Source organism: Aquimarina ulvae (assembly GCF_053613295.3).
In genome coordinates, this window is record NZ_JBSIBP030000003.1 from 472,342 (window position 1) to 497,597 (window position 25,256).

Consider the following 25,256-nt stretch of genomic DNA (forward strand, 5'->3'; position numbering starts at 1 on the left):
ATTACTGATTTGATGTAGTAAAAACTTACTACTTGTAATCTTACATAGAATTTTGATAATTATGACATTTAAAATGTAAATTAAGTATAAACTTTTCATAAAGTAAGGATTTAAATATTAAATAACCTGTATTTTAATCCTGTTAACTACCACATAATCAGTGTTCTTTTTAAAATCGAAAACGTATGGAACTACATAATAAATTACTTACTATATTAATTTTACTTGGATTCAATTGTATCCAGGCTCAATATAAAGAAGATCATTGGAAAGAACGAGACACTTGGATGAAAGTACCAGAGATACTTGAAATAGCTGATGTTAAACCAGGTAGTTTTGTGGCAGATATAGGATGTCACGAAGGATATTTATCAATCCATATGTCCAAGGTAGTTGGAGAAACCGGAAAAGTTTTTGCAGTTGATGTAAGAGAAGACAGATTAGAAAAATTAGAAGTTCATCTTGAAAATAGAAATATTAAGAATGTACGTACAATTTTAGGGGATTATGATGACCCCAAGTTGCCACAAAATTCATTAGAGGCAGTTATTATTATGGATACCTACCATGAAATGGATAATTATAAAGAAATTTTATCTCAAGTAAAAAAAGCACTTAAACCTAATGGGAATATTGTAATTATTGAAAAATTTAAAAAACATATGCTTCATAAATCGAGAGAAGAGCAAACAGATGCTCATACTTTGGCGATGTATTATGTAAAAGAAGAATTGGAAACAGCAGGTTTTACGATAAAAACAATAATTGAAGATTTTGGTAGATGGAAAAAAGAGAAAGACAAACGAATATGGATTTTAGTTGGGGTACAATCTTTGTGAATTTAGAAAATTTTACAGATCGAAGACAAAGCAGGTTTTCACCATTAGTATTACCACCTAATAATGATCTAACTTTTACAGAGATGTATGCTCTAACAGATGGTTTTATTTTTAGTGCAGGTATTCTTATAAAACCATTCGGGCAAAAGGAGCATCATTAATAGGGAGGTCTATGAACTTTTTATTCTAAAGGAGTTTCTAGCAAAGGGTGTTTGTTTTTGAATTTTGTGAATATTAATATGATTTAATTTTTAGATCCAATTTCTAATTTATATCCAACACCGTGCACATTCGTAATCTTTATTTCTGATTCTCTCCCTAATTTTTTACGTAATTTAGAAATAAACATATCAAGACTTCTTCCTACAACAACTCCTTGATCTTCCCATACTTGTTTGATCAGTAACTCTCTTTTTACAATTTGATTGGGATATTGTGCAAAAATAGCAAGGAGCTCACATTCTTTAACTGTTAACGAAGTTTCACTATTTTCTGTACATAATTTTAGTTGATCAGGGTAAAAAATAAGGGTACCCAGTTTTATGTGTTTATACGGAATTTTTGGAGTGTTTATTTCTGAACTCTTTTTAAACAACGTAGTTGCACTTAGTAAGATGATAAGAAGGATAGCCAAAGAAACTGTAAATAAATTACCTATAGTACTGTAGAGTGCAGTAGTATCCTGATCCAGCATGATTACTTTAATTGCATAACAACTTTTAGGTAGATTTCGACCTAAACAAGAAATTTCATTTTCTTTAAATGGACCTACTATTTCATAGCTGTAAGATACCTCGTTGGTTTTGCAATTAATTAATTCGGTTATATATTTTTTTGGTACTCCTGCTTTTTTAAGTTCTTCATCAATAACTGCTACTAACATCTCAGGGTTAATGTATATGTCTCTTTCAAAGGATAATTTAAAAGCGCCGTTGGATATTTCCTTGACTGGTAAAACCAATGATATAGAATCATTATTGTTTAATAACAGTTGATTACCAGCACGTCGTAAAGCAACCTTAATTTTTTCTGGATAAAAAGAAATTTCTTTGGATGAAAAGCTATGTATTGACAAAACAACTATGCATATAAGAATTACAGCCGCTACTATTTTGACTTTATTTTTCATGCTATACGATTCGTTTTTACAAATAACGGAATTTTTACAATTGTGATACACTTTTTTACAATTCATTTAGCATCATAAGATCTAATCAACATTATTTTCGCTTCAAGTAAAACCAAAAAAAGAAGATTAATGAAAAAAAATGAAAGAATTCGATTAAAAAAAAATACCCTTCATTGTATTAAAATATACCTAAGTATATTGGTCACTACAGTAATTGTTAGTTGTTCTTCTAAAAATGACTTCACAACTACAACTTCTGGTTTACAATACAAAGTAGTAAAAAGTGGTTCGGGTTCGGTCGTTGAAAAAGGACATGAAGTACTCATCCATGAGACCACTACATACCGTAATGGTGTCATAGTCTATACGTCTAGAAACAACGCAACTCCGTTAAAAGTTTTGGTAGGAGGGAATCAAGTAATAAAAGGAGTCGATGAAGGACTACAGGGTATGAAAAAAGGAGAAGTCAGAACACTAATAGTTCCACCTTCTTTAAGCAAAAGAACGGGTAACATAAGATTTCCTCATCCTGATTCTACATTGCTTTACAATATAGAATTAGTTGATATTATGAAAAAAGAAGGAGCTTCTGGTCCAATCGGGAGTAATGTTCTAAAAATAAATCAAGAGACAAGTAAACTAAGATGGGAAGGCTTCAATAAACTTCACACAAATGGGCATTATGGAATTGTTCGTTTTCATAGTGGTCAATTCTTTGAAAAAAATAAAAAGATTATAGGAGGTGAGTTTGTTATTGATATGAATTCTATAATCAATACAGATGGCGATTATAGTGAGTCATTAGTAGATCATTTAAAAAATGCTGACTTTTTTGAGACAGATAAGTATCCTGTTGCAACGCTTACGATTGCAGATGTAAAATACATAGATGATTTTGATGTATCGATTAAGGCTGATTTAATTATTAAAGACATAAAACAACCGATAACTTTTGACGCACATATTAAAAGCAATAAAGACAAGGTGCTTTTTACATCAAAATTTATTATTGACAGAACGCGATGGAATATATTCTATCAGTCAGGCAGTGTTTTTGATAATATAAGTGATAATTTAATCTCTGATGAGATTCATTTTGAAGCAACTATTTATACCGAATAATTATTAAATTTTGTTGAGACTATTTGTAAAATAATTGAATTTGAAAAAATAATTGACATTTTTTATGATAAAAATTCTGCAAAAAAGCATAAAAGGAAGTAGTTTTGCAGCCCTAGAAATTAGAAAAATATGTCGGAGCTCACAACAGAATCACAAGAAAAAAAAACAGGAAAGGATCTTTATAGTTATCAGAAAGGAGCAATCAATAAAATTTTCAAAAGTTTTGAAGATGCAAGAGAGGATTACCATCTTTTGTACCAATTACCGACTGGAGGAGGTAAAACGGTTATTTTTTCTGAGATTGTAAGACAGTATCTAAAACATCACAATAAAAAAGTATTGGTGATGACACATCGGATAGAATTATGTAAGCAAACATCTAATATGCTTACTGGGTTTGGAGTGGACAATAAAGTGGTCAATAGCAAAGCAAATCTGGATGATCAATATAAGTACAGCTGTTTTGTGGCCATGGTAGAAACCTTAAATAATAGGTTAAATGAAGATAAGTTAGATATATCTGACATAGGGTTAGTGATCATTGATGAAGCTCACTATAACTCCTTTACCAAGTTATTCAAGTTTTTTGAAAAATCTTTTGTTTTAGGAGTCACTGCAACACCATTAAGTTCTAACTCTAAGTTACCAATGAAGGATAATTATGATGAGTTAATTGTTGGTGAAACTATTGAGTCTCTGATTGAAAATGAGTTTTTGGCACGAGCAGAAGTATATGCATACAATATGGGACTAACTTCTTTAGAAGTTGGTTCTAACGGAGATTACACGGTCAAATCTTCTGAGGACTTGTACACCAACAGTAACATGTTGAGTCAATTGTTACAAGCGTATGAAAAGCACTCTAAAGGAAAGAAGACATTAATATTCAATAATGGTATCAATACATCGCTACACGTTTATGATACTTTTAGATCTGCTGGATATCCAGTTGCTCATTTAGATAATACAGCTACAAAAAAACAAAGAAGACTGATTCTTAAATGGTTTAAAGAAACTCCTAATGCTATTTTAACCTCTGTCAGCATTTTAACTACTGGGTTTGATGAACCTACAGTAGATACAATCATTTTAAACAGAGCTACCAAATCATTGACGTTATATTATCAGATGATAGGTCGTGGCTCACGTATTCTCAAAAACAAATCAACATTTAATGTAATTGATTTAGGAAACAATTATCATCGATTTGGACCTTGGGGCGCTGATTTAGATTGGCAAAAAATATTTAATTCTCCGGACTATTATATGGATAAGCTTCTGAATGATGAGGAGATTGAAGGTAAATTCAGGCATGAAATGTCGGAAGAATTAAGAGCAGAATTTGCGAATTCTGAAGAAGTGTATTTTGACATAAAGGAAACTTATAAAGATTCAGTCAGAAAGGGAGAGTCTTCTAAAGTAGTATTGGAAAGATCCATTGCACAACATGCTAAAATTTGCATAGAAAATAGTGAAGATGTATATGATGCTATTGCCTTGGCTAAAATGTTAGGTGATGATATAGATCATAGAATACAGAGTTATGCAAAATGTATCAGTAGAAGTACGCATAACTTTTTATCCTGGTTAAAAGATGATTACCGAAAAAAATTGAACGCATATCTGAGAGAGAATTTTGACGCCAAATTTGAGGAAATTCACGGCAGACCACCTGAATAAAACTTTTTTTTTATTCAAGTTTTACTTAGGAAATTATTTTTTCAAAAAACTCCAGGCTATAAAGCGGCTTTGTTTTTTTCCTTGAGACATTTCTACAGTTTGATGAGCAGCATTTAGCTTATGAAGTTGTTTATAAATTTTAGGCAAGTTCTCTTTTTTAGAAACTAAAGAAGTAAACCAGTCAACTTGATCTTTGTATTGGACACTTTGTTTGATCATTCGTTTTATAAACAAAGCTTCGCCACCATTACACCATAATTCATTTGCCTGTCCTCCAAAATTTAATTCTACCGTATTAATTTTGGCCTCACTAACCGATAGGTTTTTTAATTTTCTTAATGTTCCCTTGGTTGCCTCAGTTTCTGAAGAATGGAAAGGAGGGTTACACATGGAAAAATGATAATACTCATCTGGTTTGATAATACCTTCAAAAATATTGGCATTATCTTTTTGATGTCTTATTTCGATATTATTTTTTAAACTCGGAGTCAGATCTATATTAGCCTTTGCCGATGAAACTGCCGTTGTATCAATATCAGCGCCTACCATTTTCCACTGATACACTTGAGATCCCAAAATAGGGTAAATACAATTAGCACCAACACCAATATCCAATCCACGAATTTCTGCATCCTTATGATCTCTTTCCAGTAATGCTGCAATATGATGGATATAATCAACTCTTCCTGGAATAGGTGGGCACAGATAACCTTCAGGAATATTCCAGTCGTTTACCCGATAATAATACTTTAGTATTGCTTTATTCAGGGCTGTTACAGCCTTATTGCTAGAAAAATCGATACTTTTTTGGCCACGAGGGGTAATAATAATATAAGAGGATAATTCTTTGTGCTTGATAATTAAATTATCAAAGTTATACGGCGAACTATGAATATTTCTTTTATGCAAACTAATTAGAAATGATATTGGTATAAAGATAACAATTGTTGTTTAGAATAGATGCTTTAATTGTTGAAATGGAATACGATGTGGTATAATTAATATCAGGTTATAGATATTCTATTTTCCACTAATTCTTGTTCAATTTTGTCAAGAATATAGGTAATATTTTAAAATTTCTTATAAAATTTCGATGAAAAGCACAACATATATCGATGAAATACACTAAAATACCGATAAAAAACACTGTTAAAATTGTTAAACTTAGGGTTTTTCCGTGTTAAAGTTGAGAAAATAGACATGAAAAACTTAGTTTACTTAAACCTTAAGACAATTACGTTCAAACCGTAATTCATAAATTTTAACAATTAAATGTTAAAAGATGCTTTTTCTTTTATATATCAGTGTTTTCAAAGATTTATTTTAAAAAAAGCATCATTATTTGTTAACATTTAAAAGTTCTTAATTTTTATTTTAACACATTGTTAATTGGGGTTTTAAAGAATTCAGGAGGGGGCTTTTCCCCCTATAAACATTGACATAATTCCCTATCTTTGAATTGATCGATCATCACATATTCATTCACTCAAGTTTTTTATTCAGTTTATAATGAAGAATTATAAATTTTAATAAAAAAGTACTGATGGCTTATTTAGAAGAAGGAATAATTGCGTTTGTAGTTATAAAATACAAAGTAAGATTAATCTTTCAATTAAAATTAGAGTATTTAGTATCAACACCTAAAACAATCAGACTATGAAATTCTTAAAAATATTACTTGTGTTATCGATCTTTGTTTCTTGTACAGCAGAAGATGATTATATTCCTTATGAAGTAGAACAAGTATTTTCGGATAATTTAGATAGAACTATCAAAGTAAATATAACTTATATTCAGTCATCTAATAAGGCACACAACACCTCTTATAATTTGAATGAGGTACATTTTATAAAAAATCTTAATGGTAGTTTTTTTCATAGATATGGTATTGGTTTAGAACTGGGAGAAACTAAAACAATTATTAATGACGAATTATATGATTTAAGAGATAATAGAGGACAAGAGTCTGCTGTTTTTCTTTCCCAAACCCAAGATATGTACGAGGAGGATAAAATTAATATATATGTGATCAAAAGGTCAAATACAGTAGCTATTGCCGGTATAGGAAGAAATCAAAGAGCATTAATAACAGATGAATTTTTGTACACGTCTACAGCTCCGCATGAAATTGGTCACGCTTTAGGCTTATTTCATTACCCAGAAGAAGGAAACATTATGAGTGAAGTAAGACCACATGCAAGAAAAGAATTTACAAATGCACAGGTTGATAGAATGAAAACTATTTTGCAAGAAATGAAAAATAATGGATAACCTATAGTTATTTATATGTACCCCAAATTACCCATCCCAGATTGTTTGAACTAAATCACTAGTAAATGTGTGTTTTTTATACAGTACTTCTAGCTAAAGTAACTTATAAAAATATGACCAAACAGGTTTGAAAAGTGCACAAAATCTGTTTGGTTTTTTAAAAATGAAGAACGGAACAAGCTATCAAATTTACAGATAATTAAGTCTAATTGTTTTAATTAAAAATACCCGTTTTCGGGTATTTTTTTATTTACGGTTAATCTGTATTTTTATAAATAAAATTATATAACTTGTTATAAATCAGATTTTATGTTTATTAATAGATGTAGGCGAGTAAGTTTCCCCAATAGTTATATTCCCCGATTTCTCAGTTTTATATAGACACCTATTGATATCCTTATAACGAATCCTTAATAGATGATGTGCAATAGGTAATCAACGATATCTTGTAATTACTTTTAGAACATTTTTAAAATATATGTATGAAAAAACAACAACCAAAGACTTTTTTAATTGAGTTATTACTCGCATCCGTTAAAGGGTCAAAAGAAAAGAACGATAAACAACAAGCACTATTAGATATTTTAGAGGATCCAAAATTTAACCCTTCTGCATTAGAGAAAGTGTTACAAAATAAGGATCTGACAGACAATTGGATTGAAGAAATAATAGACGGCGGTATTCTTAGTATGCTGAATTTAGAGAAGATAGAAAGCGCTACAATTTATCGAATATCTAATTCAGAAGAACTTCCTGAAGAAAAAAAGAAAGAAGTTCTTACAGACCTCATAACCCGAATACGATTAGATCCTAATGATTGGAAGGACTTAAGAATTCGGATAGATAAAGATTGGAAGGATATTGAACGCATACGATTAGATAATGACTGGGATAGGATAGAGCGAATCCGCTTGGATAAAGATTGGGAAAAGAATTTAGGAATACAATTAGATCCGGATAGTAAGAATGAACTATTGTAAAGTAGTAAATACATAAAGAAATGGAACCGTTAAAAGACCAACTTCAGCTTGTAATTAGTAAAATTGAGAAGCTGGAAGAAGTAAACCGAAATGAAATACAGAAAACATTTTTAGAAGAACTTACTAAAACTGACATTGATAAAGAGAAATTGTTACTGTTTTTAAAGAACGATACGCTTTTTGAAACTTTAGATCTAGTTGAAAAAGAAGCTGAACATGTGCAATCCATTATACGAAAATTAGAAACTCAAAAAAACATAGAGTCAGCGACTATAACACCTGAAAAACATATACTTTACTACAGAACTGAATACGAAAACTATAAAATCGAAATGTTTCTTAAAAAACCAATAGGGTATACGATACCAACAGAAATATTTGAATTTATTAGTGCTGTAGAAGATATACAAACAGTAATTAAGGAAAATTGCAAAACCAACGATGAAGCAGATAAATATTTATCCACACTATATGGAATAGCAGAAGTAGGAGGAACCTCTACCTATAATTCTTTTGCAAAAAAGCAACTAGAAGATTTTGAAGACAATTTTGTAGCCTCAAAATGGTGGTCTTTAAAACTACCGTTTATAAAAGAATTAGGGATCACCATGTTTGGTGCTGTGTTGGTTTGTCTTATTTTGGTTTTTTTATTAAAAACCGAACTGATTCGAGATGAATTCTATGAGAAAATGAATGTAGACAAAGGTTATATTACAAATTGGTTTTTTGTGTTAATCGGTTCGTCAATGGGTACCTGGGTTTCGTTTTCTTTATTCAAAAAGAATAAAACCATCGAAGAAATAAAATCATTGAGAGATAATATTCCACATCCGTTTTATCGTCTTGCCATTGTTGCGTTGGTCTCTTCGATTTTTTACTTATTCTTCATCACTGGATTCTTTAATGTCGAAATAGGGAAAGGTGACTTACTGTCTACCAAAAACATAGGTCTAAAGAATTTTGAAAATTTAGCACTTTTGGTTGGTATATTTATAGGTTTTAGTGAAAATTCGGTTGGTCAAAGTTTGCGTAAAAGAATTGAATCATTTACTTCTAAACTATAAATTGAGAGGTTAAGAACGAATCGTTTAATATAGATACTCACATAAAAAAACAGGCTATTGCAAGCCTGTTTCGTATTTGTTTAATGGTTATTGTGAACACAACTATCCCATTTCACCGATGTGGATAGGACTTAACTCATTGGATTCCTTATTATTGTACATTCTTGATTTTATGATAAACCTAACTCCTAAAGGGATTTCTAAGGAAAAGCTGGAGCCACGACCTTCTGTAATATCAACGATCAGTTGTGTATGTTTCCAATATTCAAATTGATCCAAGGACATATAAAAATCACAATTATGTATTTTTCCAAGCCAAACATCAGTTTCATTGATCATTAATTCGCCTTTTTCAAAACACATAGGTGATGAACCATCACAGCATCCTCCGCTCTGATGGAACATCAGTTGTCCATGTGTTTCGCTTAGCGTATCAATCACTGCTTTTGCAGCCTCTGTGATGGTAACCCGTGGTGTCATAATTAGAGGGGGGTTTAAAAGAATCCAAGTGGTTTCTTATCGTACGAAATAAGCATGTTTTTGGTTTGTCGGTAGTGGTTCAACATCATTTTATGATTTTCTCTTCCAATACCCGATTTTTTATATCCTCCAAAAGGTGCGTGAGCAGGATACGTGTGATAACAATTTACCCAAACACGACCAGCTTGCACGGCTCTTGATATTTGGTAGGCTTGATGCATGTCACGAGTCCAGACACCAGCACCCAAGCCATACAAAGTATCATTTGCAATTTCAACAGCTTCTTTTTCATCCTTAAAGGTCGTTACGCAGGCAACCGGACCAAATATTTCTTCCTGAAATACACGCATCTTATTATTTCCCAACAATAAAGTAGGTTCAATATAATATCCATTTTCCAAACCTTCTACATAGGCTGCTTTCCCACCTGTTAATACTTCGCAGCCTTCATCTTTTCCAATATTGATATAACTAAGAATTTTTTCATACTGATCATTGGATGCTTGTGCTCCCATCATCGTTTCAGGATCTAATGGGTGACCCAGTTCGATTGCTTCAGTACGCTCAATAACACGTTCTATAAATTGATCATAGATACTTTCCTGAATTAGAATTCTGGATGGACAAGTGCATACCTCACCTTGATTAAGCGCAAACAATACCGCACCTTCGATACATTTATCAAAAAAAGTATCATCTGCTTTAATAATACTCTCAAAAAAGATATTTGGTGATTTGCCACCAAGCTCTAATGTAACAGGTGTAATATTTTTAGATGCATACTGCATAATTAACTGGCCAGTAGTAGTTTCTCCTGTAAATGCCACTTTTTTTATTCTGGCACTAGAAGCTAAAGGTTTTCCGGCTTCAATACCAAAACCGTTAACAATATTGAGAACTCCGTCAGGGAGTATCCCTTCAATAAGTTCCATTAGTATCATAATTCCTACCGGAGTTTGTTCTGCAGGTTTTAATACAATACAGTTTCCTGCAGCTAGTGCAGGGGCAATTTTCCAGGTAGCCATTAAAATTGGAAAATTCCAAGGAATTATTTGTCCAACCACACCCAATGGTTCTAGAATATTGATAGAAACGGTATTAGAATCAAGTTCACTGGCAGACCCTTCTTCTGCACGGATTACACCCGCAAAATATCTAAAATGATCTATAGCTAGTGGAAGATCGGCTGCCAAAGTTTCGCGTAAAGCTTTTCCATTGTCCCAGGTTTCGGCTCGTGCTAATGCTTCTAGGTTGTTTTCCATTACATCAGCAATTTTTAACAAACAGTTACTACGATCGGTAGCAGAAGAGGTGTTCCATTCTGGAGCAGCTTTCCAGGCTGCATCAATAGCAAGTTCAATATCCTCTGCGGTGGATCTGGCAATTTTGGTGAAACTAATTCCATCAACCGGTGAAATGTTATCAAAATATTGTCCGTTAACAGGAGCGGTCCATTTTCCACCAATGTAGTTGTTGTATTGGTCTTTGAAGTCAGGTTTTCTCACCTTACCTTTTGGGGTTGGTCTTACGATACTCATAGTTATAAGAGAATTAAAAAGTTATTAGAATAGAAATTCTATTGTTTTGTCAAACAAAAGATATAATGTGTTGACAATAAAGGACGTATCTTTTAATATACTATATTTTGAAAGATTTTATAGAATGGAAATTGTTAATATTATTATTAAATTTCACAAAAAACTGTTACGTATTTGTACGTTACAGTACATATGATTTTATTGAAAATTTAATAAAAATTCGGCTTATTGAAGTTGTATATCTAGTTAGGTATTATTCGTATCGCCTCGAAAGTTTTGAATAAGATACCCTTATAAGCTCTAATGTAACAAAGATTCGTATTATCTGAGTCTATCCAAACTTTTACATCATAAGTCTTTCCGCTATCTGCATTGTATATGGTTCCTCCTGCTAATTCTCCATCCTCAAAGCTTAGATTATTGAGGATGTTCATTCCTAACAAAGGTCGACGTCGTAAAGTACGATCAGGATTGTTATTATCTAGGCCGTTAAGATTGGAGATCGGCCGTTCTGCACGTTTATTTATTTTTCCAAAGAAATGATCTCCGTCTCTATAGATCTCTATTATAGATCCGCCTTCTATTTTCCACTTACCAATATAGGTTTCTGGGGTTATAGATGAGAAATACAAAAAAGAAATTAAAGCAATAAATATAAATCTCATGAATTAAAAAGTTGATCAGTTTCTTCTTAAATATAAGTATAAAAGTTTGATTTTAACTTTTAATTCTGGATTACAAGGAAATATTAATATGGTTCAAGGTAGGTATAATTACAAAATATGAATGCAATATGATATGAAAATATAAGTAAAATGACACCAATATAATGGAATAGAGGAGCGCATTTGATTATTTAATACCATCTATTATATCTTTTATGTCTACCTCCATATAGTCAGCGATCTTTTGTAATCGTTCAAAGTCTTTAGCGAGATTTTTTTTCTTAACTACATAGTCTCCTGCCTGGGGACTCACTCCTAATGTTTTAGAAATTCCATATACCGTCTTAGCTCCTTTACTTTTTTTTAGGAGCCTTTTTAAATTCTTATTTACCATAATTCAAACATACATGTAATTTTTTAATATTCAAATAAAATTTTATTAAAAAAATATTTGTATAATCAAATTATATATGTATATTAGTCCAATCAAAACTAAAAATCATCACTTATGAAACTCCTACTGATTACTGCTTTGTTCTTTGTATCATTTGGATATAGCAACTCAACTACGAAAAACGAAAAAGAAAAAACTAAAAAAGAAAAGAAAGATGTTAAAAATGAAAACACGTTGGCCTCAAGAAATTTTCATTCTGTAAAAAGATGGAAAATGACAATTGAATATAATAGTGGAGAGGTAATAACCAAGACGATTACACTAGATGAAAAAACATCGGTTAGTCCGATGGAACGAGCTTTTATGGAAGCTGAAAAATATATGAAAACATTAAAAAATGTAAAGAGTTATACTGTATCTCCTGTTTCGCGCAATTCATTTGTATTATTAGCGGGAAATTAAGATCCTAAACGAGTCTCAAAACTACTACTGAGATAGTTATACCTACTGAAGCAAGCAAAGGCAGTTTTTACTGCCTTTTTATTTTAACAAAAATGTAAGTTTGTGATCTTTGACTGGAGTATCTTGATTTGAACTATGATCTATTTTATTATCAAATAATCGATTGAAGTTGTTTCCTGCTAAATCTTCAATAGTTGGTCCGAACAAAATTTGATAATTATCTTTTTTCCAGGGTTCTAAAGGCGTAAATGACAATACTGTTTCATTATCTAAAAGTTTCCAACTGCCTTTGACTTCTAATTGTTGATTATCTATAACCGTCACATTATCGATACAACTTCCATAATCAAGTGGTTCAGTAGACTTAATAGTCAAATTGGATAAAGAATTTATTTTTGGGAGATTTATTTTCCATTCATCTATATTAGGCTTTACCCGATCTGCTGTAGTTATCTTAAAATTATGGTTAAAACCCGCCTTCATTGGAACTCCCTTATTATCTTTAATTTCTCTAGATATTAACAGGTGATAACTTTCTCCATTTTTAAAGATTTCTCCTAATTGTTGATTCGGTTTCAGTCCTCTTTTTTGTCTTCCGGGCTCCATCCAAATTGTTAAAACGGTGCCATCTTCCGAGACCAGAACATTTTCTAAAGGTAGGATAGCTCTGGTTAGTGTATCACCTGTAGCGCCAACAAGTTGGATATAGTTATAAACTTGTATGGTACTAACAGGTTTTGAAAATTTTATGTGCCATTTTAATAGATTAGCTGGTAACCAAGTAACAGAAGGATATATTTTTGATACTGTGAGGAACTCGTAATTTTTAGGGATTGGTAACGAAAAATATACTATGGTCTTATTGTATATCACTGTATATTTTTCATCCCATCCAAATGGAATTAATGGGATAAATCTAACTTCTTTTTCAGTTATAACTGTTTTTCCGATAATTGGAGTTGAATGATGTAGATCATCTTTAGAGATTTCTCCTCTATATACTTTGATGCTAGCGGTTGTAGATCCAGTTTTCTTAATAACTATTTGATCCTCTTGAAAAATAAAATTTGGAGATGATTGCGCACATAACTTTGGAACTATACTAAAGACAACAAGCAGAATAGAAAGAAGATTTCTCACTTTTTTAATAATTATAATAGAAGATAAAAGATAAAAGATAAAGAATTAATTGTATTATTTTATCCACCAACTGCTTCCAGTTTTTAGCGCTAGGTTTCCATCAGATTCTCTTTGTACAATCAAAAAAGTATCTCCTAGTTTATCTAGTTGCTGTACATTTACAAATGGTAAATTAACAAAATCAACTCCCACCGCAGCTCCTTTTTTGTTGACAGGTGTTGTCAAAGAGCCTTGATACGTTTCAAGGTCTTTGAAATCGATCTTCATCAGCGGTCTATTTGTATTTGCAATCAATAAATAACGTTTGTCTTCACTTTTAATTTCAATCATATCTACAGGAGAATTTCCACTACCTAATTCGGCAACAGTTCTCCCCTTATTGTGCGCTCCGGATTTTATTTTATTCATTGGAAAAACAACTAAAGGGGTACAAGTATATCCTGCAACCAGATGAAGATTTCCGCTTATATTTGTTGGAATAAATGCTTTTATAGGAGCGTGTGTCTCATATTTTCCGTGTGCGGCGTGATATATTTCTAAAGAACTATAATTTTGTTGATCACTAAATGGAAAATCAATAGACCTGAAAGTAGAAGCAAATTCTTGATTGCTTAAACCGGATAGAAAAACTTTTCCGTTCAAATATTTAATATCAGCAACAGCCCATCTACGTAGTTTTCTTCCGCGTTTGTCCTCAGCTTCCTTAGCAACGGGGTTTTGCAATAAAATTTTACTATAGGATACATTATCTAAAGGTACCTGTTTTAGCACATTATTTTCTACTCTTAATAAAATTGGAACACCAGAACTGTGATTGATAGAAAGGTAGATGTTATTATTTTCAGGATTCACTACCATGTCTGTAATCTGTATTTGATCAATAGTAGTTCCCATCATATCTGCTATTAGTTTATCCAATTGATCTAAGTTTACTTTAGAATTATCTAATTTTTGGTGGTCACTTAAATCCACTGCTACAACCTGAGCTGCTTTACTGTCTCCTATAAATAGAATTCCTTCTGGACCGAAAGTCATTTTGTGTATGGAGGATACATTAGGGTTACCAGTTTTAAAATTTGCTTTTAAGGAGGAGTCGGCTTGTACGCTATTAATAAAAACGGATAAAATTAATAAAATGGCAAAGGTATGGAGTGTTTTCATGACGTGTTTTTTATTGATAATCAATACCTTAAAATTAATAAAAATGGAGGAGGCTTACAGTTAAATAAATGCCAATTACTATATTTTCAACTGATCATTTCTTGTATCGAACAGCATTTACTAGTCTGGTATTGATAGCGAGTAAATTCACACCTCAATTTTCATTGCAATTATCTCCGACATCTATTCTTAGAGGTTTTTCTGTCTTTGATGAAGATTCACACAACCATTTTTCATTAGACGTAAGAACAAGGTATAAAGAGATATATCTATTGTCTCAGAATACCATTATTTAGCAAATCCTTTAAAATCTATTGATATGTATGCTGCTGTTGTATTAGGAGTAAGCTGGGAATGAGTGATTTAAAATTTCAGTTTCAAATTACCAATGCAAGGAGTATGGTAGAGGATACATGCGTTATACAAACGCCAAATAACTTTAATTGTAGTGATGGGAATTTTGTCTTTGGTTTTAATGCTACTTATGTTTTACATTTTAAACCGAAGAAGTTATAAAGCACAGTTTTTATTAGAAGAGAAGTATACATAATATTTTATGAAGCAAAAAGAGACTTGATTGGTTTAATCAAGTCTCTTTTGATAATAACGAAACAAATTAAGCCTATTTATTTTCTGCTTTATCCACTATAATTCGGTTTTCGCGATTTGCTAATTCCCAAGCAGTATAAAATACCAATCGAGTTCTATTTTCTAGTAGATCATATTGAATTTTGTCCGGAGTGTCACTAGGTTGGTGATAGTCGTCGTGAGTTCCGTTAAAATAAAAGATAACAGGGATATTGTTTTTAGCAAAATTATAATGATCTGATCTATAATAAAAGCGATTAGGATCATTTTCATCGTTATAAGTATAATCCAATTCTATGTTCGTATATTTTGTATTTACTTGTTCAGAAATGTTATGAAGTTCTGTACTTAATTTATCACTACCAATTAAGTATACATAATTTCTGTTTTCACTTTTACGTTTAGGATCTGTACGACCTATCATATCGATATTTAGATCTGCAACTGTATTTTCTAAAGGAAAAATTGGATCCACATCGGTATAATAACGAGACCCTAAAAGTCCTTTTTCTTCGCCGGTTACATTAAGGAACAGAATAGATCGTTTAGGACCATTACCATCTTTTACAGCTTTTGAAAAAGCTTCGGCGATTTCTACAACAGCAACAGTACCAGATCCGTCATCATCGGCTCCATTATAAACTTCGCCATTTTTCACACCTTCATGATCCAAATGTGCAGATATCACGATGATTTCGTCGGGTTTCTCGGACCCTTTGATAAATGCAGCCACATTTTCTGAGGTTATTTTTTCAGAAATATTTTTGTAGTCAATTGACATGTTAGTTTTTATAACATTACTAGTGTCATTAGTCTCTATATCAGTTACTATAGCTTTAGCTAGATCGGTATTAACAAGAAAAAAATAAGCATCTGCTTTGTTATCAGAAAGAGACATTCTGCCAGATGAATTCCCAAACTGAGCAACGACCATTTGATATACTTCAGGAAAGTAAAATAAGATAGCTTTTGCTCCTTTTTCTTTTGCAGCATTACTTTTTGCGGCAAACTGTTGTCTCATATTGGACCACTTAGAACCTTCTGATGTACCAGTAATCTTAAATGTGCCATCCGCATTTTTAGGTTCCCCTGACTTGATAAGAACCATCTTGTCTTTTATATCAATATTTGTATAACTAGAAAATTTTTCATCCTCAATTCCATAACCGGCATAAACAATCTCGTCTAGAGATAACATATCTGTTTTGCCAGCACTTAGGGATAAGAAATCATCCTTATAGGTGAATGATTTATCATTAACTGTCAATGTTACTTCAGGTGTTCCCGTTACCTCTAATGGTACTTCCTGATAATAATTACCATCCTTCTTTGCTGCGGGAACGCCATATTTAACATAATGGTCTTTTAAAAAATTAATCGCTAATTTTTGGCCTGGTTTACCAGTTTCTCTACCTTGAAATTCATCAGAAGCATAGGTGTATAAAGCAGTCTTTAAGTCCTCTGACGTTATTGTACTAGCGTACGTAACCGGATTTTTTTCTACTTTTTTTATTGTTGCTGATTGCGTGCTATTTGCATTTTTAGTAGTACCACAGGCAGCAATAAATGCCGTTATCACTAAAACGGAAATTACTTTTTTCATAAAAGATGTGTGAATGTTAATTATTTGATTTTGCCAAAAATACAAGAAATTACGTGTGAATTTGTTAAGTGATTGCAAAAATAGGCTAAATCATATATTTTGTGTATATTTTTATCTTTGATATTGTAGGATAAGTACGTATAAAATAGGTCAAATTATATTTGTAATTTCGCTTTGTACAATCAAAAAATGGCTTTATTCTATATGTATATAGATATGAACAGATATTCATATTCCTGAGTCTAGTAAATATGAGTGCTAGTGTCTACTTATAAATAAGAAGTTTTGACCATCTTTTTGTGAAAAGGATATCCTTAGTCAATCAGTATATCAATAAATAAGAGTGTTTAACAAATAATTACAAATGTCTGCAATCAATCGGTGTAAAAATTGTGAAAAATCTTTTGACGAGTCTTTTGATTACTGTCCTTATTGCGGACAAGAAACTGCAGATAAATTAACTTTTGGAATATTATTTAGTAACACAATTAGTAACTATTTTTCTATAGATGCCCGGTTTTTTAGAAGTTTCATTCCGTTAATGACTCAGCCTGGCGTCTTGGCTAGGAGATTTGTAGATGGAAAAAGACTTTCTTATTTACATCCTGCCCAATTTTATCTTTTTATCTCTGTGGTCTTCTTTTTTGCTTTTTCATTTCATGTTAGAAAAGCAGATGATAATCTCACCAGAACATTTAAAAAAGGTTTCGGTCAGGAAATACAGCTGGATTCACTAAATGTAATGAAAGATTCTATGGCTATGGCAAAGGCAACAGAAGCGATCAAGAAAAATGTAGCGCTTGGAAAATTTTCTCAAGAAGAAATGAACGTAATTGATTCTTTGATGTCAGCAAAACAGAAAGGTCCTGTAGTATCCTTCAGTTTTGACCGTGTTGTATTGGATTCTTTAATATCCGTAAATGCTACAGAAGCTGAAAAATTAAAGGCTATGGGTTTAGAAGAAGATGATGGTGCCATCACCAAAAAGTTTTATACACAAATGCTTAAGTTTTATGAAAATAAAGGTGGAGGAATTCTAAATACGCTATATGACACAATACCAATAACTATGTTTCTGATGCTTCCTTTATTTGCTTTTATTTTAAAAATATTCTATTGGAGAAGAGGTAGTTTTGCACATCACATGGTATTTAGTTTTTACTTTTTTACCTTTGTTTTTACGTCATTTTGTATTTTGATTTTAGCTAATTCCTTGCTAGAGATTCCAATCTGGCTTCAATCAATCTTCTATCTATCGTTTATAGTATATCTTATAATAGCGTTTAGAAATTTTTATAAAAGCAGCTGGATAACTGCTTTTTTAAAGGCAAACATGGTTTCCTTTATCTATATGATGTTTATAGTACCCATTGCCTTTCTAGGGGTAATGACAGTTTCTATTTTCTTATATTAACCGAAATAACATTCATACTTAAACTACTAATGAAATTTACGATTCAAAATACGTTTTCTAAAGAATTACCAGCAGATCCAGTAGAAGAAAATACACGCAGACAAGTTAGAAACGCTTGTTTTTCTTATGTTGTTCCAAGGAAGACTTCAAATCCTTTGTTATTGCATGTTTCCAAAGAAATGATGCGTGCATTAGGACTTTCAGAATCGGATATCCGATCAGATAAATTTCTGCATATAATGACAGGAAATAAGGTTTTAGAAGATACCAAACCTTATGCTATGCATTATGGAGGGCATCAATTTGGTAATTGGGCAGGACAATTGGGAGATGGTCGAGCTATAAATCTGGCAGAAGTTGTGTATAATTCAAAACGGTGGGCAATCCAACTAAAAGGTGCTGGTGAGACTCCGTATTCTCGTAATGCCGACGGTCTCGCCGTATTGCGCTCCTCTATAAGAGAATATTTATGTAGTGAAGCAATGTATCATTTAGGAGTTCCTACAACTCGTGCTTTATCGCTTGCAACAACTGGAGATATGGTTTTAAGAGATATGATGTATAATGGGAATGCTGCCTACGAAAAAGGAGCTATCGTTTGTAGGGTTGCACCTAGTTTTATTCGTTTTGGTAATTTTGAAATTTTAACAGCTAATGGAGATCATAAAAATCTGAAACTACTTGCTGATTATACTCTCAAACATTTCTTTCCTGAGATAAATATGACCGGAAAAGAAGCCTACATATCATTATTCTCCGAAGTTAGCAAGAGAAGCTTGAAAATGGTAATCGATTGGCAGCGTGTAGGTTTTGTTCACGGTGTCATGAATACAGACAACATGTCTATTTTGGGATTAACTATTGATTATGGTCCTTATGGATGGTTAGAAGGTTTCGATCCGGGATGGACTCCCAATACTACGGATCGTCAATTTAAACGTTACCGATATGGTGCTCAGCCAGAAATCGTGCTTTGGAACCTATATCAACTAGCAAATGCTTTATATCCTTTGATCGAAGAGGTGGATCCGATGGAAATAGTTTTGAATACGTATCAAAATTCATATAAGAAAGAGTATACCCATATGATGCTATCTAAAATCGGATTGTACGATAAAAAGGAGCTAGATCATTTAATCATAAAGGATTTAGAAGAATTATTACAACACACCGAAACGGATATGACTATCTTTTTCAGGAATCTTGCTAATTATAAAAAGGGCGATCCAACCAAGGGAATACAAATCATCAACGAAGCATTTTATACTCCTAGAGATATAACAGAGGATATTTTAAAACATTGGAATAATTGGTTTTCAAGGTATGATACCAGGCTTAAAGAAGAGCATATAGTAGAAGAGGAGCGTAGAAAAAAAATGAATACTATAAATCCGAAATATGTTCTTCGTAATTATATGGCTCAATTAGCAATTGATGCTGCTGATAAAGGGGATTATACATTAATTGATGAACTATATCAAATGCTTAAAAAACCGTATAATGATCAACCAGAGTATCAAAAATGGTTTGCAAAACGCCCCGAATGGGCAAGAAACAAGGTAGGGTGTTCCATGTTATCCTGCAGTTCTTAGCTTACTATGGTGCTAGAAAAAATTAGAAAAATTACCAAAGGGATACTTCGAATAAATATAACAATGCCAAATATGGTATTACTAAGAAATTTTTCAATAACGGAAAGTCTTTCAAGGTCAATGTCAAAGAATTATAAGGAAATAATTTTATCAGTCTAAATTACTGCATAACATCCCGTTCAGAATTATTAAAACCTTGTGAAATGTTTGTACAAAAAGCAATTGATTTTTAAAAAAAACATGATTTTGAGCTAATTTTTTAACCGTTAGATTTTGTTTTTAAGCCATTGATCGTAGTTTATTTAAATAAAAAGTTTACTGTTATTCTTCTCCCGGATGGTAAGTTTTTGTTGCGCGTTCAAGAACATCTTCTTTGTAATACGCAGCCTCTTTAAATTGCACATCAACATACGGTTGTATTTGATCATCAAAATGAGGAGAATCTGGATCACCACTTTGACCACCAGCTAAACTGGTTTTTGCTTTTACTTTATTCCCAAATTCCACCACAGCAACAAAACTGTTCCCTCTGGTGCCATATATTTTCTTTGTGTTATTGGTGTAACGCTCACCATAAGCGGCCAGCGCTCCCCAACGTCCTGAGGCAAATCCTACCGCTGTACTTGGTTTAGCGTCATCAAAAGGTTGTCTGATATCGCCATTAATTCGCTGAAAACGATTTACTTCACCCCACGGAAGAATTCCATCAAAATCTGTTTCCAATTGTTGTAGGGTTTCCTTAAAAATAGCAAGCCTTTCTTCTAATGGAGATGCTGTACCAAAATAGGAGAGGAGTTCCATATCACTCATAGGCTCTTCTGGCCTTCTTCCTTTTTTTGCATAGTTGGTTCCATAAAAGTGAGCAATTGTCATTGCTCCCGACTTTTTAGAGGTTTTATAATTCCAATTTCGTAAAACTTGTATTGCTTCTGCTACCTCCTCAGTTTTTCCTATTTTATCATAGGCTTCCACAAGACCAGGTATTAGTTTCGAAAATGCTGGTAAATATGGATCGTATGCTAATGAAATAAGACTGTCTAAGGTATAATCTCTTTTCGCTTTAAGTAATTCTACTGCGTGTATACCTCTAAAGTTTTCTCTGTCTATAGACATGTACTTTGGATAATCCTCTTTTTTTGGACTGTACTCTAACGCCGCAGTAAAGGGTGTAGAGTTACAGTTTTGTAACCAACCATTAGCCGGATTTAAAAGCGTGATAGCTTCTTTTACAGGGTGTAAACCATTCCAATCAGTTTTGGGATTACTTCCGTCCACAGGCTTTGTGTAATCAAAAGATGAATCTCTTACCGGAATAAAATTTCCATGAAAATACGCGATATTTCCTTCTGCATCGGCATACACAGTATTATTTGATGAGTTCGTCTTCATATCCATCATCCTACGAAACCCTTTGTACCCATCTTGCTTTGTGCGTATATAAGATTGCTCCAGCGCTTTGACTGGTTCCCACATCAAAGCTGTTGCTACCCATTTCCCTTCTTTGAGGTGTGTAATAGGTCCATGATGTGTACGATAAGCAGGAAATATTCTTTCTTTTAGAGAATCTCCATCTTTATACTTCAAAGTAATATCATATTTGGTAACTGGTCTTACTTCATCACCATATTTGTACATAGGTTTTCCATCTTTTTCGACGGTAGTTTCAATAAACTCATCAATAACATCCGTATACGTAGAAGTATGCATCCAGCCCGTTTTTTCATTAAAACCTTGGTATACAAAAAACTGTCCCCAAGTTACTGCACCGTATGCATTTAATCCTTCTTCACTTACGACATGGACTTCCCCTCTAAAATAAAAAGAAGTGTGAGGGTTTATTAACAACATAGTATTACCAGATTGTGTAAGTGATCCTGAAATGGCTATTCCATTAGAACCTTGTGGTTCTAACATTTCTTTTTCCTTTTTTAAAGCTATTTCTTCTGAATTAGGTATTTCCATACCATTTTCATACATCGCTTTGATTTTACGTGTAGAAACGCGCTCTATATCGCCACCAATAGAACCTTCACTAAAATACATAGGCATCCATGGTTCAAAATGAGTAAGCAATCTTGGTTTTACTTCTGGATGTGTTTTTAAAAAATAGTTGATACCATCGGAAAAAGCAATACATAATTCTTTCAACCACTGTGGACTCTTTTCATAATTAGCTATGGCTTCTTCCTGAGTCATAAAAAGCTTAGCTCTTATGTCGCTATATATCGCTTCTTCTCCTTCAACTTCTGCCAGTCGACCGGTTGCCCATATATAATTTTGCTCCACTCTATTGAAATCATCTTCACACTGCGCATATAATAGTCCAAAAACAGCATCGGCATCAGTTTTTCCGTAGATATGAGGCACGCCAAAATCATCTCGTATGATCGTTGTCTGTAGTACATGTTCTTGCCATCGTTTCTCCTCGTCACTAATTTTTAATGTTGTTTCAGTTTTACAGGAAAACAGCAGCAGTACTGTTATACTGATTAGTATGCTTTTAAAACACGTCATAGTTTTAATTTTATAGTATGTATTTGAAGTAAATGAGTTATTATTTTAGAAGTGTATGTACTCCATTTTCTAAGGTATATAAAGTTGTGATCTCTTTTTGCGTGAGACTTCGATTAAAAATTGAAAGTTCATCCATCAGCCCTATATATCCTAAGCCGAGATAAATATTAGATTGATCAAGTTTCCAGGTAAAAGGGTCACTGATACCTTCTCTTTTTCCTTTTAGTTCACCGTTTATATATAAAGAAGTTTTCCCTGTATCAGAATTCAGATTTTTATAGTTGATAAATATATGTGTCCAGGTTCCTTTTGCAAATGGTGGTTCAGAAACAGGTAGTAATTGATTAATGAAATCCGGATCATCATTATCTGAAACTGTTGTGTCTTTTTTCCAGGCGGTTTTATCACCAATCACTCCGAGTCGGAAATCTCTAGGATTATTTTTTGTAAAATCCACCCATATAGATGCATCATTATAACTTACATCTGTAATCTGGATTGGATCACAATATCCCGGTTCTAGATCAGTAGCAGGATCAAGGTTTAACCAAAAAGACACCGCACCATTCCAATTATCACTATTGTAAGTAATATTATTTTTGCTTATATAATAAATATATCCTTTGTTATTAGAAGTGTACCGGAGCGCATCTCCGTGAAGCCCTTGGTTTTTGGCAACTTGTATTCCTTCTTTATGCAAGCCTGCTTTTGCAGAGTCTCTAGCATCACGGCTAGGAACAGTATATAATTGTGGATCACCTAGAGCAAAATCCGCTGGAACACCCTTATCAAAAGAGGCATAAAATGTAAGAGCTTCTTTTAGGTCAAATTTTGTATTGTCTGATCCACAAGAGACTCCAAAAGCTACAACGATGATATATACAAAAATTCTAAGGCAAATATTGAATTTCACAGAGGTCATGTAAGATGTTTTGTGTGAGTTTAAGTGGATATAAATATATAAAAATAGTTTTTAGCGTGATTAAAGAAACTGGAAACTAATGGTTATTATATTCATTTTAGTAATTGTATAATATTGTTTTTAAACATGGTTCCGATAGGGATGATATCATCTACAAGTAAGATTCTATTTCCTTCAATATTTTTTATATGTTTTTTGGATACAGCAAAAGATTTGTGCACTTGTAAAAAATCATCACAGGCGAGTGTTTCTAATAAATCACCTATTTTTTCTCGTACAATAATGGTTTCGTTAAGAGTTACTACTTTTAAGTAGTTTCCGGAAGATTCTAAATATTGAATATCTCCAAGTATAACCTGTGTGTATTTTTTGTTATTTTTTAAGAAAACACTTCTTTCTTTAATGTCGTGATGCATTATGGATGGTGCACTTTTTTTTGGAATAGAAGTTACAGCTTTGTTAATAGCTTTTAAAAAACGTTCAAAACTAAAAGGCTTTAATAAGTAATCGGTTATATTTAGCTCATAGCCTTCCAATGCATATTCGCTATAAGCTGTTGTGACAATCACTTTAGGAGGTGAAGGAAGCGTCTTTAAAAAATCAAAGCCTTTTAATTTTGGCATGTTGAGATCTAGAAAAATTAAATCAACTTCATTTGTATTTAGATATTCAAACGCTTCTAATGCGTTATAACATTGCTGAAGTAATTTCATGTTTGGTAATAAATCGCAATAACGTTTTATAATACCGTGAGCTACGTGCTCGTCATCAACAATTATATATTTGATCATAAGTTTTGTAAAGTTAATTTAGCTTTATAGACATCTTCTGTCGTATGAAAAGATAAAGAATGTTTTTTTGGATAGACTAATTCCAATCTTCTTTTTAAATTTTTCAGACCTATTCCTGCTTTCTTTGGTAGTTCTGAAGGATCAAAATTATTTATGACTTCAAAATGAATTTCGTTTCCTCCGTTAGCAAGGTTAATAACAACATAGGGATTTTCTGTAAGATTTTCTACACCGTGTTTAAAGGCATTCTCCAGTAATATTATAAATAATAAGGGCATCACTTTATATCCTTTACTCTGAATGAACACATTAAATTTTACATCTATTATTTTATGATAGCGCATTTTATGAAGCGCTATATAATTCTGAAGATACGTTATCTCTTGCTCTAAAGTCACTATATCTTTTTTACCTTCATAAATGCTATAGCGCATCATATCTGAAAGTTTAAGTATTAATTCCTGAGCTTTTTTCGAATCCTCTTCTACTAAACCATATAGATTATTTAGGGTATTAAAAAAGAAGTGTGGATTCACTTGACTTTTTAGATGTAATAATTCCGTTTTAGACTTTTCGTTTTTTAGTTTTATGATTGTTTTTAACTGTCTCGACACCCAACGAATCCCCACAATAAATAGCATACCGAAGTAAAAGAAAGATAAAAGAGTAGCCACTAATTCTTCTTCCGAAGCAACCAAAATGATCAAGACAAAAGGAGTACATATAGCAAATAGCCAAAAAACGATTTTTAGAATTCTAGATCTCATATTCAATATTAATTAAATAAAATATATCCACCAAAGAAGTTGACGAACACAATGTATCCCTGTATAAACAATACCAAATTAGGGATGAATTTACTTCTTGTTTATTCATCACATTTGTGTCCCAATTTAGGCCTACTTAG

At 32.3% G+C, this 25,256-nt stretch carries 25 protein-coding genes; 12 read left to right on the forward strand and 13 right to left on the reverse strand.

Features of this window, described 5'->3' with window-relative positions:
* Positions 1–185 precede the first annotated feature (185 nt).
* Positions 186–839, forward strand: a complete 654-nt coding sequence (locus tag ACWGOQ_RS09115) for a class I SAM-dependent methyltransferase (RefSeq protein ID WP_452057637.1) — start codon at positions 186–188, stop codon at positions 837–839.
* Complete coding sequence (locus ACWGOQ_RS09120) at positions 836–1,000, forward strand: hypothetical protein (protein WP_458202642.1); 165 nt, start codon at positions 836–838, stop codon at positions 998–1,000. Before ACWGOQ_RS09115 ends, ACWGOQ_RS09120 begins: the two co-directional genes overlap by 4 nt.
* Before the next feature lie 83 nt (positions 1,001–1,083).
* Here ACWGOQ_RS09120 and ACWGOQ_RS09125 read toward each other — a convergent pair whose 3' ends face one another.
* The gene (locus tag ACWGOQ_RS09125; protein ID WP_452057639.1) at positions 1,084–1,968 is read right to left on the reverse strand and encodes a winged helix-turn-helix domain-containing protein; all 885 of its coding nucleotides are present in this window, start codon (positions 1,966–1,968) and stop codon (positions 1,084–1,086) included.
* A 129-nt stretch (positions 1,969–2,097) separates the two neighbouring features.
* On the opposite strand from ACWGOQ_RS09125, the gene ACWGOQ_RS09130 reads away from it, so the two are divergent.
* Together ACWGOQ_RS09130 and ACWGOQ_RS09135 are read left to right on the forward strand one after the other, a co-directional pair.
* Entirely contained in the window at positions 2,098–3,090 is a 993-nt protein-coding gene (locus tag ACWGOQ_RS09130; RefSeq protein ID WP_452057640.1) for a YceI family protein, read from the forward strand.
* Positions 3,091–3,219: 129 nt separating this feature from the next.
* Positions 3,220–4,770, forward strand: a complete 1,551-nt coding sequence (locus ACWGOQ_RS09135; protein ID WP_452057641.1) for a DEAD/DEAH box helicase — start codon at positions 3,220–3,222, stop codon at positions 4,768–4,770.
* Between the two features lie 33 nt (positions 4,771–4,803).
* Here the strand turns inward: ACWGOQ_RS09135 and rlmF are convergent, their stop codons facing one another.
* Positions 4,804–5,679, reverse strand: a complete 876-nt coding sequence (gene rlmF, locus ACWGOQ_RS09140; RefSeq protein ID WP_452057642.1) for a 23S rRNA (adenine(1618)-N(6))-methyltransferase RlmF — start codon at positions 5,677–5,679, stop codon at positions 4,804–4,806.
* A 747-nt stretch (positions 5,680–6,426) separates the two neighbouring features.
* Here rlmF and ACWGOQ_RS09145 point away from each other — a divergent pair.
* From ACWGOQ_RS09145 to ACWGOQ_RS09155, 3 genes are all read left to right on the forward strand, one after another.
* Positions 6,427–7,041 (forward strand): matrixin family metalloprotease, encoded by a 615-nt coding sequence (locus ACWGOQ_RS09145; protein WP_452057643.1) that lies wholly within the window; start codon positions 6,427–6,429, stop codon positions 7,039–7,041.
* A 482-nt stretch (positions 7,042–7,523) separates the two neighbouring features.
* On the forward strand, positions 7,524–8,021 hold the full coding sequence (locus tag ACWGOQ_RS09150) for a hypothetical protein (protein ID WP_452057644.1): 498 nt from the start codon (positions 7,524–7,526) through the stop codon (positions 8,019–8,021).
* 20 nt (positions 8,022–8,041) lie between these two features.
* Positions 8,042–9,085: a hypothetical protein gene (locus tag ACWGOQ_RS09155; RefSeq protein WP_452057645.1), complete on the forward strand. Its 1,044-nt coding sequence runs from the start codon at positions 8,042–8,044 to the stop codon at positions 9,083–9,085.
* A 102-nt stretch (positions 9,086–9,187) separates the two neighbouring features.
* Here the strand turns inward: ACWGOQ_RS09155 and ACWGOQ_RS09160 are convergent, their stop codons facing one another.
* From ACWGOQ_RS09160 to ACWGOQ_RS09175, 4 genes are all read right to left on the reverse strand, one after another.
* Entirely contained in the window at positions 9,188–9,565 is a 378-nt protein-coding gene (locus ACWGOQ_RS09160; protein ID WP_452057646.1) for a DUF779 domain-containing protein, read from the reverse strand.
* Positions 9,566–9,579: 14 nt separating this feature from the next.
* Positions 9,580–11,103, reverse strand: coding sequence for an aldehyde dehydrogenase family protein (locus ACWGOQ_RS09165; RefSeq protein ID WP_452057647.1), 1,524 nt, complete (start codon positions 11,101–11,103; stop codon positions 9,580–9,582).
* 242 nt (positions 11,104–11,345) lie between these two features.
* Complete coding sequence (locus ACWGOQ_RS09170) at positions 11,346–11,768, reverse strand: DUF2147 domain-containing protein (RefSeq protein ID WP_452057648.1); 423 nt, start codon at positions 11,766–11,768, stop codon at positions 11,346–11,348.
* A 187-nt stretch (positions 11,769–11,955) separates the two neighbouring features.
* Entirely contained in the window at positions 11,956–12,162 is a 207-nt protein-coding gene (locus ACWGOQ_RS09175; protein ID WP_452057649.1) for a hypothetical protein, read from the reverse strand.
* A 114-nt stretch (positions 12,163–12,276) separates the two neighbouring features.
* On the opposite strand from ACWGOQ_RS09175, the gene ACWGOQ_RS09180 reads away from it, so the two are divergent.
* Positions 12,277–12,624, forward strand: a complete 348-nt coding sequence (locus tag ACWGOQ_RS09180; RefSeq protein WP_452057650.1) for a hypothetical protein — start codon at positions 12,277–12,279, stop codon at positions 12,622–12,624.
* Positions 12,625–12,702: 78 nt separating this feature from the next.
* Here ACWGOQ_RS09180 and ACWGOQ_RS09185 read toward each other — a convergent pair whose 3' ends face one another.
* Both ACWGOQ_RS09185 and ACWGOQ_RS09190 read right to left on the reverse strand, forming a co-directional pair.
* Entirely contained in the window at positions 12,703–13,764 is a 1,062-nt protein-coding gene (locus ACWGOQ_RS09185) for an Ig-like domain-containing domain (protein ID WP_452057651.1), read from the reverse strand.
* Positions 13,765–13,818: 54 nt separating this feature from the next.
* A complete protein-coding gene (locus ACWGOQ_RS09190; protein ID WP_452057652.1) occupies positions 13,819–14,925 on the reverse strand; it encodes a hypothetical protein in 1,107 nt (368 codons plus the stop codon).
* A 68-nt stretch (positions 14,926–14,993) separates the two neighbouring features.
* Here ACWGOQ_RS09190 and ACWGOQ_RS09195 point away from each other — a divergent pair, with 68 nt between their 5' ends.
* Together ACWGOQ_RS09195 and ACWGOQ_RS09200 are read left to right on the forward strand one after the other, a co-directional pair.
* The gene (locus ACWGOQ_RS09195; RefSeq protein ID WP_452057653.1) at positions 14,994–15,221 is read left to right on the forward strand and encodes a DUF5777 family beta-barrel protein; all 228 of its coding nucleotides are present in this window, start codon (positions 14,994–14,996) and stop codon (positions 15,219–15,221) included.
* A gap of 58 nt (positions 15,222–15,279) precedes the next feature.
* Positions 15,280–15,441: a DUF5777 family beta-barrel protein gene (locus ACWGOQ_RS09200; RefSeq protein WP_452057654.1), complete on the forward strand. Its 162-nt coding sequence runs from the start codon at positions 15,280–15,282 to the stop codon at positions 15,439–15,441.
* A gap of 106 nt (positions 15,442–15,547) precedes the next feature.
* Here the strand turns inward: ACWGOQ_RS09200 and ACWGOQ_RS09205 are convergent, their stop codons facing one another.
* Positions 15,548–17,116 (reverse strand): M28 family peptidase, encoded by a 1,569-nt coding sequence (locus ACWGOQ_RS09205; protein WP_452057655.1) that lies wholly within the window; start codon positions 17,114–17,116, stop codon positions 15,548–15,550.
* Between the two features lie 364 nt (positions 17,117–17,480).
* Here ACWGOQ_RS09205 and ACWGOQ_RS09210 point away from each other — a divergent pair, with 364 nt between their 5' ends.
* Together ACWGOQ_RS09210 and ACWGOQ_RS09215 are read left to right on the forward strand one after the other, a co-directional pair.
* Positions 17,481–18,530, forward strand: a complete 1,050-nt coding sequence (locus ACWGOQ_RS09210) for a DUF3667 domain-containing protein (RefSeq protein ID WP_452057656.1) — start codon at positions 17,481–17,483, stop codon at positions 18,528–18,530.
* Positions 18,531–18,559: 29 nt separating this feature from the next.
* Complete coding sequence (locus ACWGOQ_RS09215) at positions 18,560–20,122, forward strand: protein adenylyltransferase SelO (protein ID WP_452057657.1); 1,563 nt, start codon at positions 18,560–18,562, stop codon at positions 20,120–20,122.
* 321 nt (positions 20,123–20,443) lie between these two features.
* On the opposite strand, the gene ACWGOQ_RS09220 is transcribed toward ACWGOQ_RS09215, so the two are convergent.
* The 4 genes from ACWGOQ_RS09220 to ACWGOQ_RS09235 form a co-directional block, all read right to left on the reverse strand.
* On the reverse strand, positions 20,444–22,636 hold the full coding sequence (locus ACWGOQ_RS09220) for an acylase (protein ID WP_452057658.1): 2,193 nt from the start codon (positions 22,634–22,636) through the stop codon (positions 20,444–20,446).
* A 40-nt stretch (positions 22,637–22,676) separates the two neighbouring features.
* The gene (locus ACWGOQ_RS09225; protein WP_452057659.1) at positions 22,677–23,558 is read right to left on the reverse strand and encodes a LamG-like jellyroll fold domain-containing protein; all 882 of its coding nucleotides are present in this window, start codon (positions 23,556–23,558) and stop codon (positions 22,677–22,679) included.
* A 92-nt stretch (positions 23,559–23,650) separates the two neighbouring features.
* A complete protein-coding gene (locus ACWGOQ_RS09230) occupies positions 23,651–24,349 on the reverse strand; it encodes a LytR/AlgR family response regulator transcription factor (protein ID WP_452057660.1) in 699 nt (232 codons plus the stop codon).
* Positions 24,346–25,116 carry a sensor histidine kinase gene (locus ACWGOQ_RS09235; protein ID WP_452057661.1) on the reverse strand — a complete coding sequence of 257 codons (771 nt, stop codon included), beginning with the start codon at positions 25,114–25,116 and terminating at the stop codon, positions 24,346–24,348. The genes ACWGOQ_RS09230 and ACWGOQ_RS09235 overlap by 4 nt, the downstream gene beginning before the upstream one ends.
* Positions 25,117–25,256 lie beyond the last annotated feature (140 nt).

Bases quoted from the DNA above. Each gene is read 5' to 3' on its own strand.
- ACWGOQ_RS09115 (WP_452057637.1), top strand. From the start codon at position 186: ATGGAACTACATAATAAATTACTTACTATATTAATTTTACTTGGATTC.
- ACWGOQ_RS09125 (WP_452057639.1), bottom strand. From the start codon at position 1,968: ATGAAAAATAAAGTCAAAATAGTAGCGGCTGTAATTCTTATATGCATA.
- ACWGOQ_RS09130 (WP_452057640.1), top strand. From the start codon at position 2,098: ATGAAAAAAAATGAAAGAATTCGATTAAAAAAAAATACCCTTCATTGT.
- ACWGOQ_RS09135 (WP_452057641.1), top strand. From the start codon at position 3,220: ATGTCGGAGCTCACAACAGAATCACAAGAAAAAAAAACAGGAAAGGAT.
- ACWGOQ_RS09145 (WP_452057643.1), top strand. From the start codon at position 6,427: ATGAAATTCTTAAAAATATTACTTGTGTTATCGATCTTTGTTTCTTGT.
- ACWGOQ_RS09150 (WP_452057644.1), top strand. From the start codon at position 7,524: ATGAAAAAACAACAACCAAAGACTTTTTTAATTGAGTTATTACTCGCA.
- ACWGOQ_RS09155 (WP_452057645.1), top strand. From the start codon at position 8,042: ATGGAACCGTTAAAAGACCAACTTCAGCTTGTAATTAGTAAAATTGAG.
- ACWGOQ_RS09160 (WP_452057646.1), bottom strand. From the start codon at position 9,565: ATGACACCACGGGTTACCATCACAGAGGCTGCAAAAGCAGTGATTGAT.
- ACWGOQ_RS09165 (WP_452057647.1), bottom strand. From the start codon at position 11,103: ATGAGTATCGTAAGACCAACCCCAAAAGGTAAGGTGAGAAAACCTGAC.
- ACWGOQ_RS09170 (WP_452057648.1), bottom strand. From the start codon at position 11,768: ATGAGATTTATATTTATTGCTTTAATTTCTTTTTTGTATTTCTCATCT.
- ACWGOQ_RS09175 (WP_452057649.1), bottom strand. From the start codon at position 12,162: ATGGTAAATAAGAATTTAAAAAGGCTCCTAAAAAAAAGTAAAGGAGCT.
- ACWGOQ_RS09180 (WP_452057650.1), top strand. From the start codon at position 12,277: ATGAAACTCCTACTGATTACTGCTTTGTTCTTTGTATCATTTGGATAT.
- ACWGOQ_RS09190 (WP_452057652.1), bottom strand. From the start codon at position 14,925: ATGAAAACACTCCATACCTTTGCCATTTTATTAATTTTATCCGTTTTT.
- ACWGOQ_RS09195 (WP_452057653.1), top strand. From the start codon at position 14,994: ATGCCAATTACTATATTTTCAACTGATCATTTCTTGTATCGAACAGCA.
- ACWGOQ_RS09200 (WP_452057654.1), top strand. From the start codon at position 15,280: ATGAGTGATTTAAAATTTCAGTTTCAAATTACCAATGCAAGGAGTATG.
- ACWGOQ_RS09205 (WP_452057655.1), bottom strand. From the start codon at position 17,116: ATGAAAAAAGTAATTTCCGTTTTAGTGATAACGGCATTTATTGCTGCC.
- ACWGOQ_RS09210 (WP_452057656.1), top strand. From the start codon at position 17,481: ATGTCTGCAATCAATCGGTGTAAAAATTGTGAAAAATCTTTTGACGAG.
- ACWGOQ_RS09215 (WP_452057657.1), top strand. From the start codon at position 18,560: ATGAAATTTACGATTCAAAATACGTTTTCTAAAGAATTACCAGCAGAT.
- ACWGOQ_RS09220 (WP_452057658.1), bottom strand. From the start codon at position 22,636: ATGACGTGTTTTAAAAGCATACTAATCAGTATAACAGTACTGCTGCTG.
- ACWGOQ_RS09225 (WP_452057659.1), bottom strand. From the start codon at position 23,558: ATGACCTCTGTGAAATTCAATATTTGCCTTAGAATTTTTGTATATATC.
- ACWGOQ_RS09230 (WP_452057660.1), bottom strand. From the start codon at position 24,349: ATGATCAAATATATAATTGTTGATGACGAGCACGTAGCTCACGGTATT.
- ACWGOQ_RS09235 (WP_452057661.1), bottom strand. From the start codon at position 25,116: ATGAGATCTAGAATTCTAAAAATCGTTTTTTGGCTATTTGCTATATGT.